Here is a 10,285-nt window from a genome sequence, read left to right as displayed (position 1 = left end):
AACAGACGAGTTCTAACTTCATTGATTGTAATTTCAGGTTTGTGCTTTAAATAAGCACGATGCATAAAGTTAACTTCATCACTACTGTATTGTGTAAATGAGGCCATTACTAGGGAGTGGTAAAAAGCCCCTAGTAATGTAATCACTAAAATAGCCATTTTTTTCATTAGCGAGCAACCATGGCGTGGTTTAATAAGTGCACCACCGTTGCTATTGCATGGGGCACTACTTGCTTAGCTATATTAAGGCGATCAAAATGATCTTCTGAGTTGAGTACAATCCCACCTTGTGCATAAGAAAATGAACCGCCTTGAGTTAATAATGGGCGAACATCTTGGCTATTTTAATCTAAAGGCGAGAACGTTTGCATTGCTTGAGTAACGAGTGATAAATCGTTGAGCTGCTCTTGATCATAGTAATCGTTTACCCAACTTTCCCAGCTAGAGTGGTTAAGGTCTGATGTGGTCCATGTGTGGTGAGGTTGTAATAAATCAGTAGTATGGAACACAAACCCTAATACTTGCGGATTGCCGCTTTGTAAGTAACTTTGATACCAATATTGGCCTAAATTATCGATAGGTTGAAATGGTATTTCTTCAAAGTCATCGTACATAGAATAGGTTGAGTTGCTATCGATTCTGTAGTGAGATTCTGTTACACAATAACTGTTATATTTTGAAGAGTCGGCATTGAACCAACCTGTTCCCCCCCTTTACCATCATCAAAGTAGTCACCTTTAAGCCAAGCAGATGCAAGATTATCAATAGTGCCCCAAACGGTGAGCTTCTCATAATTATAACCACCAAAATCGTTTCCATGTTGGTCTGCACCTTGGGTATGATTTTGAAAATGCCAATAGCTTGTATATTTAACTATACTTTGCGCTGCTCCTCATACTGGCGCTTGAACACATGAACCTGTAATAGCACCACAGAAAAAGGTGTCTTCAAAGTCATCTACGTCATAAGCAGCTTGTCCCAGCAGCTCGGCTGATTCAGAGATTGTCAGATTGTTTTGTGCAGCGTACTGACGTAGGGCAGCATATTCGGTGCTGGCTGGGTGTTGCTGCATATAATTTACGGCATCTAGAACAATACGTTTGTGAGTTTCTTGACTAAAAGCTTGAGCTTGGCTTGTACCGAGCAATAAAAGTGTCGCTGCCATTAATTGTTTTTTCATTTTATTCTCATCATAGTCTGGAGTAAGAGGTGCTATTAAAAAATAAGCTCATTACACTGACATGACAAATAAATTAAACATTTAATTAACGATATTACCTATTTTGGTACTTTAATATTAACTATCAAGAATGCTGCCGTCAATTGACGGCATTTATATTTAAAGCTTTTCAATATTATTTAAATAGTTGTTAGCTTGCTCTAAGGTTTCTTGGCGCAATGATTCATCTTGTTTATCCCAATTACGATAAACCATGCCTATTCGTGGGTTTTTCTCAAGTCGCTCTCGGTGTTTGTGCATAAACTGCCAGTAAAGGCTGTTTAGCGGACATGCATCTTTACCCACTTTTTCTTTCACTTTGTATTGGCAGCTTTTGCAGTAGTCACTCATTTTATTTATATAGTTGCCGCTGGCCGCATAAGGTTTAGTGGCAATGATGCCATCGTCAGCAAATTGGCTCATCCCTCGGGCGTTAGGCATTTCTACCCATTCAATTGCATCGATATAAACACCTAAATACCATTCATCCACTTCATCAGGATGAATGGCGGTTAATAAACAAAAATTGCCTATTACCATTAAGCGCTGAATATGATGGGCATACGCGCTGTCTAAGCTTTGTGTTAATGAGTGGCTTAAGCAATTCATTTTTGTTTTACCATTCCAAAAATAACTCGGCAGTACACGAGTTGCATTAAGCTGGTTTTTGTTCGCGTAATCGGGCATGTTTTTCCAATACACGCCACGCACATATTCGCGCCAACCCAGTACTTGGCGAATAAAGCCTTCAACCTGAGAAATAGATATTTCATCTTGACGTTGTTGGTACTCTTTAACCACGCGGTCGATAACATAGCGAGGGGGTAAAATTTTGGCATTTAACGCAAACGATAATCGGCTGTGATAAAAGGTATCTTTATCAGGGCATTGATCTGTCATCGCATCTTGAAATTGACCAAAGCGAGGCAGTAAATGTGCACAAAAATGATCAAGCGCACTTATTGCTTGCTTACGGGTTGTTGGCCAGCTTAATTGTGTGTCTATCTGTCCAAAGTAGTTTATTTTATGTTTATCTAAACGCTCAATAATGGCGCTAACATCATTTTTAAATAATTTGGGTTTGGGGATATCGGCTAAATCACTTTTTGAAAACTTATTACGGTTATTGGCATCAAAGTTCCATTGCCCACCGGCAGGTTTGTCATCGTCCATTAAAATATCAAACTGCTTACGCATTGCCCGATAAAAATGCTCCATGGTGACGTGTTTATCTTTTTTAAAGCGTTTATCTATGTCGTTAAATGCTAATAAAAAATGCTCGCTGTCACAGGCATTCACCGTTAACTCGCTATTAGTCGCGAATTCGTGAAGCTGTGTTTTTAAACGGTACTCATCTGGGTATTGATATTCAATAGAGGTACATTCATGCTGCTTGGCTAAACGCGTTAAAAGAGCGGGTAAGTCATTATCGTCTTTGGTGTCATCTAGCGTGAGATGTAATACATTGAAGCCAGCATCTTCTAGCGCATTAGCGAAGTTTTCCATGCCTTTAAAAAAGGCTGATATTTTTTGCACATGGTGTTTAACATACTGTGCTTCTTGCATAAGCTCAGCAATTACAAATACGGTGTCGTCTGATTTGTCTTTAAACCACGAATGAGCAGGGTTGAGCTGATCACCTAAAATCAATTTTAGAGTGTTGTATTTTTTCATAATTAGCCAAAATTTATTTTTATACGCTGTATTTAAAAAAGCGATCGATTTCTACATGTCGTTTTAATCATAGAGCAAAGCAATAAACAGCATTGCTTTTTTTATCAACTTATTAGTTATTATGGTTGCTAATTTAGTGGCACATCCTTATAATAGCGGCCATTGTTTAGTAGGTTATAAAATTTACTAACAGCGATATTAAGTTATTAACTTTTTATCTATTGGCGCGGGATGGAGCAGTCTGGTAGCTCGTCGGGCTCATAACCCGAAGGTCGTTGGTTCAAATCCGGCTCCCGCAACCAATCTTAATAGTAGGTTTAAACTTACTACTTTATATCGCGCATTCTAAGTAATGCGCGTTTTGCGTTTAAGCTAATGAAGTTTAATTTGGTCAGGGTACTGACTCGCAACCAAGCTTGGCCCTAGGCCACACAGTTTTTGCGTTTTTTGGTGTGACGCCCCGCTTGGTTCGGGGCGTTGTTGTATCTGCACCGTTTGATTTAATGTTTATCGATTAAATCAAAATTTAAACTCAGTATTTTAGGGCTATAAGCCCTTTTTTTGTTTGTATGGAGGATTTTCGTGACAAAACTTGAACAAGATTTAGTAACCATGTTAACGCCTGCGGTAGAAATGCTAGGCTTTGAATTACATGGTCTTGAGTTTGTACAAGCGGGTCGCCATTCTACCTTAAGAGTATACATTGCTCATGAGGATGGAATTTCAGTTGACAACTGCGCAGATGCAAGTCGTCAAATTAGTGCGATTTTAGACGTCGAAGACCCGATTACAAACGAATATGATTTGGAAGTGTCGTCTCCTGGTGTTGATCGTCCATTATTCAAACAAGATCACTACGAGCAGGCGCAAGGAGAGGAAGTACGCGTGCGTACTAAGCTTCCACAAGACGGTCGCCGTAATTTTAAAGGCGACTTAATAGCAGTTAGCAGCGATATGATCACACTATCTAGCGATGGTGCAGAGCATTTAATCATGCTTAGTAACATTGAACGTGCGAACATAATCGCAAAGTTTTAATTCGAGTGCGAAGGAATAGGGCAAGCGAGGCATTACCCATGGCAAAAGAGATATTATTGGTTGCTGAAGCCGTTTCCAATGAGAAAGCGGTTCCAAAAGAAAAGATTTTTGAAGCTCTAGAGTTCGCATTAGCGACAGCGACAAAGAAAAAGCATGATGGTGAAATTGATGTACGTGTTGCAATTGACCGTAAAACTGGCGATTACGATACATTCCGCCGCTGGCAAATTGCTGCTGTATTAGAAGATGGTTCTTTAGAGAATCCATACAGCGAAATCACGTTAGAAGCTGCTCAAGTTGAAGAACCAGACTTGAAAATGGGCGACTACGTAGAAGAGCAGATTGAATCAATTAAATTTGACCGCATAACAACACAAATGGCTAAGCAAGTAATCGTACAAAAAGTACGTGAAGCAGAGCGTGCCTTAGTGGTTGAAGCGTACAAAGACCAGCAAGGCGAGCTAGTAACAGGTGTTGTTAAAAAAGCAACGCGTGATGCAATCGTTCTTGATTTAGGTAACAACGCAGAAGCGGTTATTTACCGTGACGACATGCTGCCACGTGAAAACTTCCGTCCAGGCGATCGTATTCGTGGTCTTCTATATGAAGTTAAACCAGAAGCACGTGGTGCACAGTTATTTGTAACCCGTTCTAAACCAGAAATGCTGATGGAATTATTCCGCATTGAGGTGCCAGAAATTGGCGAAGAAATGATTGAATTACGTGCTGCAGCTCGCGATCCAGGTTCACGCGCTAAAATCGCAGTTAAGTCTAATGATAAGCGTATAGACCCTGTAGGTGCGTGTGTTGGTATGCGTGGCGCACGTGTTCAAGCTGTATCGTCAGAACTTGGCGGCGAGCGTGTTGATATCGTACTTTACGATGACAACCCAGCGCAGTTTGTTATTAACGCAATGGCACCAGCAGAAGTGGCTTCAATCGTAATGGATGAAGACACTCACTCAATGGATATTGCTGTTGAAGCTGATAACTTAGCACAAGCTATTGGTCGTAATGGTCAAAACGTACGTTTAGCAAGCCAGTTAACTGGCTGGGAATTAAACGTAATGACTGTTGATGAAATGCGCGCTAAGAACGAAGCTGAGTCAGATAAGTTAATTAACTTATTTACTGAAAACTTAGATATTGATGACGAGTTTGCGTCATTACTTATCAACGAAGGTTTCTCAACACTAGAAGAAGTTGCGTATGTACCTGCTTCTGAGTATTTAGAAATCGACGGCTTAGATGAAGAAACAGTGGACGTATTACGTTCACGTGCAAAAGATGCATTAACAACGAAAGCCCTTAAAACGGAAGAAAGCTTAGAAGGCGCTGAGCCTGCGGAAGACTTACTTGCGCTTGAAGGCTTAGAGCGTCATTTAGCATTTGTTATGGCAAGTAAGGGTGTAGTAACACTTGAAGACTTAGCTGAGCAAGGCATTGATGAGCTTGTAGATATTACAGAGCTATCTTCAGAGAAAGCGGGCGAGCTAATTATGGCTGCACGTAATATTTGTTGGTTTGCAGACGAGTAATTTATTAACGGAGGTATTAGAGACTATGGCAGAAGTAAATGTTGAAAAACTAGCCGGTGATATAGGTACAACTGTTGATAAATTACTACAGCAGTTTTCACAAGCCGGTATTACCAAACAAGCAGGCGAGAATGTAACAGAAGCTGAAAAAGCAACGTTACTTGATCACCTAAGCAAGCAACATGGCGGTACTGGATCTGAAGGTCCAGCACGCATGACATTGCAACGTAAGAGCAAAAGCACATTAAGTGTGACTGGCTCTACGGGTAAAGCAAAGGCAGTGCAAGTTGAAGTTCGCAAAACACGCACTTACGTGAAAAAGAGTGCTGTTGAGCAAGAACAAGAACAGCAACGTCTAGCCGCTGAAGAAAAAGCGCGTCTTGAAGAGCAGCAAAAAGCTGCACAAGAAGCCGCAGAATTGAAAGCGAAACAAGAGGCAGAACGTAAAGCGAAAGAAGACGCTGATCGTAAAGCCAAAGAAGAAGCTAAACGCAAAGCAGATGCAGAGCGTAAAGCGAAACAACAGCAGATGACCCCTGAGCAAAGTGCTAAGTCTGAGAAAGATCGCATCGAAGCTGAGCGTCTGCAAAAAGAAGCAGAAGAGGCCGCATTGAAGAAAGCTGAAGAAGAAGCGAAACGTCAAGCAGAAGAGGCAAGAAAGCTAGCTGAAGAGAATTCAGCACGCTGGAAGAAAGAAGAAGAAGAACGTAAGAAACGCGAAGAAACCGCGGATCACCACCTTACGACTTCAACTTACGCACGTGAAGCAGAAGATGTAGCTGATGCTCGCGAAGAGCAAGGCTCACGCCGTGCGAAGAAAAAGAAAAAAGCGCCAGCAAAAGATAAATTTGCAGCGTCTAAAGGTAAAAAAGGTAAGCTAAAAGCGCCAGCGTCATTACAGCACGGTTTCCAAAAACCAACGGCTGATGTTAAAAACGAAGTGCGTATTAGTGAAACAATTACAGTTGCTGAGCTTGCATCACGCATGGCTGTTAAAGGCGCTGAAGTTGTAAAAACAATGATGAAAATGGGTGACATGGTTACGATTAACCAAGTTATTGACCAAGAAACTGCACAACTTGTAGCAGAAGAAATGGGCCATAAAGTTATCATCGTTAAAGAAAACGAATTAGAGCAAACAGTACTAAATGACCGTCATGAAGATGGTAAATCTGAGCCACGTGCGCCAGTAGTAACTGTAATGGGTCACGTTGACCACGGTAAAACATCAACGCTTGATTACATTCGTTCAGCTAAAGTTGCTTCAGGCGAAGCCGGTGGTATTACACAGCACATTGGTGCATACCACGTTGAAACTAACGGCAACATGATCACTTTCCTAGATACTCCGGGTCACGCCGCATTTACATCTATGCGTGCTCGTGGTGCAAAAGCGACTGATATCGTAATCCTAGTAGTTGCAGCCGATGATGGTGTAATGCCACAAACTAAAGAAGCGGTACAGCATGCTCGCGCAGCTGGCGTTCCTTTAATCATTGCTGTTAACAAAATGGATAAAGAAGGCGCAGATCCAGACCGCGTTAAAAACGAGCTAGCTCAGCTAGACGTTATCCCAGAAGATTGGGGCGGTGATACGCAATACGTTCACATCTCAGCTAAAACAGGTCTTGGTATTGATGACCTTTTAGAAGCAGTATTAATGCAATCTGAGCTGTTAGAACTAAATGCACCAACCGAAGGTATGGCTGCAGGTGTTGTTATTGAATCACGTCTTGATAAAGGCCGTGGTCCAGTAGCGTCTATCCTTGTTCAATCAGGTACGCTTAACCAAGGTGACATTGTATTATGTGGTCTTGAGTATGGCCGTGTTCGTGCAATGCGCGATGAAAACGGTAAAGACATTAAATCTGCGGGTCCTTCTATTCCTGTTGAGATTTTAGGTCTTTCTGGTATTCCAGCTGCAGGTGATGAAGCGACAGTAGTTAAAGACGAGCGTAAAGCACGTGAAGTTGCACTTTACCGTCAAGGTAAATTCCGCGATGTTAAATTAGCGCGTCAGCAAAAAGCGAAGCTTGAAAACATGTTTACTAACATGACTGAAGGCGACGTGTCTGAAGTTAACGTGGTACTTAAAGCAGACGTTCAAGGTTCAATTGAAGCAATTTCAGACTCACTAACTAAACTTTCTACTGATGAAGTAAAAGTGAAGATTGTTGGTTCTGGTGTTGGTGGTATCACTGAAACAGATGCAACTCTTGCTGCAGCGTCTAACGCAATCGTAGTTGGCTTTAACGTTCGTGCCGATGCATCAGCGCGTAAAGTGATTGACTCTGAAAACTTAGACCTTCGTTACTACAGCGTAATTTACGCACTTATCGAAGAAGTTAAGCAAGCCATGTCTGGTATGCTTGCTCCTGAGTTTAAACAAGAGATCATTGGTCTTGCTGAAGTGCGTGATGTATTTAAGTCTCCAAAAATTGGCGCAATTGCTGGTTGTATGGTTACTGAAGGTACTATCAAGCGTAGCGCACCAATTCGTGTACTTCGTGATAACGTGGTTATTTACGAAGGCGAGCTTGAGTCATTACGTCGCTTTAAAGATGACGTACAAGACGTTCGTAACGGCATGGAATGTGGTATCGGCGTTAAGAACTACAATGACGTTCGCGTTGGTGACCAAATCGAAGTATTTGAAACAGTTGAAGTACAACGTACTCTTTAATTGTTGTTAGGTGTTGTTGGACATTCAAGGTTGTACCTCGATAGCCCAACATAACCTATGCTAAGATTTTAAATGGGGGCTCAGCCCCCATTTGTGTATCCATTATTTAGTTAACTTGTTATTGTTTTTCAATAAGTTATAATTTTAGGAAAGTGAAATGAGAGAATTTTCTCGCACTGATCGTGTTGCTCAGCAAATTCAAAAAGAAATTGCTGTGATTCTACAACGCGAAATTAAAGATCCGCGCTTAGGCATGGTGACAGTGTCTGCGGTAGAAGTATCGCGCGATTTATCTTATGCCAAAGTTTTTATCACCGTGTTTAACACTGAAGACGAAAATGCAGCAAAACAGAGTGCAAAAGTACTGAACGAAGCAACGGGCTATATCCGTTCGTTACTAGGTAAACGTATTCGCGCACGTATTATGCCAGAGCTTAAATTTGTGGTTGATAACTCATTAATGGAAGGGATGCGCATCTCTAACTTAGTGGACTCTATCATTCGTGAAGATAATGCTAAGCATGTTGATGATGAAACAGATAGCGAAGAAGGCACTAAAGACTAATGGCAAGACGCAGTAAAGGCCGTCCAGTTGATGGTATTTTGTTGTTAAACAAACCAGAAGGCATTTCATCAAACAAGGCATTACAGCAGGCTAAAGGTATTTATTTTGCGCAAAAAGCGGGGCACACAGGTGCGCTTGATCCGCTTGCGACCGGCATGCTGCCAATTTGTTTTGGTGAAGCGACTAAGTTTACCCAGTTTTTACTCGATACAGATAAAACCTATGTTGTTCGAGCTAAGCTAGGTGAACGTACTACCACATCAGACTCTGATGGCGAAGTGGTCGAAACTCGCGATGTGAATGTTACTTCCCAATTACTAAGCGAAGAGATTGCTAAGTTTGTAGGTGAGTCAGACCAATATCCATCAATGTATTCAGCGCTTAAATATGAAGGTAAACCTTTATATAAATATGCGCGTGAAGGCATAGAAGTTCCTCGCAAATGTCGAAAAATTAACGTATTTAGCTTAACGCTTGATGAGTTTGATGAGCAAGCTAACGAAATACAAATGACCGCACATGTATCTAAAGGTACGTATATTCGTACTATCGTTGATGATTTAGGTGAAAACTTAGGCTGCGGCGCGCATGTGATTATGCTGCATCGCAGTGCTGTAGGGCATTACCCTGCAGATAAAATGGTCACACTTGAGCAGTTAGAAACGTTATTAAATCAAGCGAAAGAACAAGACGTTGCGCCTTCCACTTACCTTGACGAACTATTATTGCCAATGGATACCGCGTTAGTTGATTTACCCGTTGTGGAAATTACTAAAGAGCAGGGAATGGCATTTAGCCATGGTCAAGCTGTGGTGTTGGGTAAAGCCCTGCCTGAAGGTGCAATAAAGGTACTGGCTGACGGAATATTTATTGGTACGGGCGAACGTAATCCTGATGGCCATTTAAAATCAAAGCGCGGCTTGTCTAATCAACAACCAGAGTAAAGTTTAACTTGTAGTTATGCTGATAATTGGTAGAATACGCCCGCTTAATCGTTTTGGCTGAATTAGTGATCGGCTAAAGCACCTATTAAATTTAACTTTTGGAGTTATTATGTCACTAAGCAATCAAGAAAAAATCGATATCATTGCTAAATTCGCACGCGCTGAAGGCGACACTGGTTCACCTGAAGTACAAGTAGCATTACTTACTTTTGATATCAACAAGCTTCAAGGTCACTTTGCTGATCACAAGCATGACTTCCACTCACGTCGTGGTCTGCTTCGTAAAGTAAGCACTCGCCGTAAACTGCTTGATTACCTTAAAGGTAAAGATATCTCGCGTTACACTGCGTTAATCAAAGAGCTTGGCCTACGTCGCTAAGAACTTGATTATCAAAAGGGGAGCTTTTTAGCTCCTTTTTTTGTGTCTAAATTTCCCCATACCCACATCGATTAATCCCCTTGAAATATCAGCTAAAAGCCACATTGTAAGTAACAGCAAAGTACACAATTTAGCAACGCGTTTATCTCTGGACTAAGCTCGCAATTTTACCTGACTTTGTTATATACTATGGCGCGTAGATAAAAAGGTTTATTTACGGTTATTTACATCATTGCCAATTGTAGT

The 10,285-nt window shown here is 41.3% G+C and carries 7 protein-coding genes, 1 tRNA gene and 1 pseudogene; 7 read left to right on the top strand and 2 right to left on the bottom strand.

Annotated features, from left to right (window positions below; genetic code table 11):
* Positions 1 to 166: 166 nt before the first annotated feature.
* Positions 167 to 1,179, bottom strand: a pseudogene (locus P20439_RS12020) (phospholipase).
* A gap of 159 nt (positions 1,180 to 1,338) precedes the next feature.
* On the bottom strand, positions 1,339 to 2,892 hold the full coding sequence (locus tag P20439_RS12015) for a cryptochrome/photolyase family protein (RefSeq protein ID WP_008467154.1): 1,554 nt from the start codon (positions 2,890 to 2,892) through the stop codon (positions 1,339 to 1,341).
* 225 nt (positions 2,893 to 3,117) lie between these two features.
* Between P20439_RS12015 and P20439_RS12010 the strand changes: the two genes are divergently transcribed.
* From P20439_RS12010 to rpsO, 7 genes are all read left to right on the top strand, one after another.
* Positions 3,118 to 3,194: transfer RNA gene (locus tag P20439_RS12010), tRNA-Met, on the top strand.
* Positions 3,195 to 3,474: 280 nt separating this feature from the next.
* Entirely contained in the window at positions 3,475 to 3,930 is a 456-nt protein-coding gene (rimP, locus tag P20439_RS12005) for a ribosome maturation factor RimP (RefSeq protein ID WP_008114543.1), read from the top strand.
* A 38-nt stretch (positions 3,931 to 3,968) separates the two neighbouring features.
* A complete protein-coding gene (gene nusA, locus P20439_RS12000; protein WP_008467151.1) occupies positions 3,969 to 5,468 on the top strand; it encodes a transcription termination factor NusA in 1,500 nt (499 codons plus the stop codon).
* 25 nt (positions 5,469 to 5,493) lie between these two features.
* The gene (gene infB / locus P20439_RS11995; protein ID WP_008114545.1) at positions 5,494 to 8,151 is read left to right on the top strand and encodes a translation initiation factor IF-2; all 2,658 of its coding nucleotides are present in this window, start codon (positions 5,494 to 5,496) and stop codon (positions 8,149 to 8,151) included.
* A 157-nt stretch (positions 8,152 to 8,308) separates the two neighbouring features.
* Entirely contained in the window at positions 8,309 to 8,716 is a 408-nt protein-coding gene (gene rbfA / locus P20439_RS11990) for a 30S ribosome-binding factor RbfA (RefSeq protein ID WP_008467148.1), read from the top strand.
* Positions 8,716 to 9,660 (top strand): tRNA pseudouridine(55) synthase TruB, encoded by a 945-nt coding sequence (truB, locus tag P20439_RS11985; protein WP_008467145.1) that lies wholly within the window; start codon positions 8,716 to 8,718, stop codon positions 9,658 to 9,660. The genes rbfA and truB overlap by 1 nt, the downstream gene beginning before the upstream one ends.
* Before the next feature lie 109 nt (positions 9,661 to 9,769).
* The gene (gene rpsO, locus P20439_RS11980) at positions 9,770 to 10,039 is read left to right on the top strand and encodes a 30S ribosomal protein S15 (protein ID WP_006793376.1); all 270 of its coding nucleotides are present in this window, start codon (positions 9,770 to 9,772) and stop codon (positions 10,037 to 10,039) included.
* Positions 10,040 to 10,285: the final 246 nt, after the last annotated feature.

Origin of the sequence: Pseudoalteromonas sp. BSi20439, from assembly GCF_000241165.1 — a bacterium.
GTDB lineage: Bacteria > Pseudomonadota > Gammaproteobacteria > Enterobacterales > Alteromonadaceae > Pseudoalteromonas.
The sequence above is the reverse complement of the archived record's forward strand: the minus strand, read 5'-3'. Positions and strand labels throughout refer to the sequence as shown.

Coding starts and splice junctions, on each gene's coding strand:
- P20439_RS12015 (WP_008467154.1), bottom strand. CDS start 2,892: ATGAAAAAATACAACACTCTAAAATTGATTTTAGGTGATCAGCTCAAC.
- nusA (WP_008467151.1), top strand. CDS start 3,969: ATGGCAAAAGAGATATTATTGGTTGCTGAAGCCGTTTCCAATGAGAAA.
- infB (WP_008114545.1), top strand. CDS start 5,494: ATGGCAGAAGTAAATGTTGAAAAACTAGCCGGTGATATAGGTACAACT.
- rbfA (WP_008467148.1), top strand. CDS start 8,309: ATGAGAGAATTTTCTCGCACTGATCGTGTTGCTCAGCAAATTCAAAAA.
- truB (WP_008467145.1), top strand. CDS start 8,716: ATGGCAAGACGCAGTAAAGGCCGTCCAGTTGATGGTATTTTGTTGTTA.
- rpsO (WP_006793376.1), top strand. CDS start 9,770: ATGTCACTAAGCAATCAAGAAAAAATCGATATCATTGCTAAATTCGCA.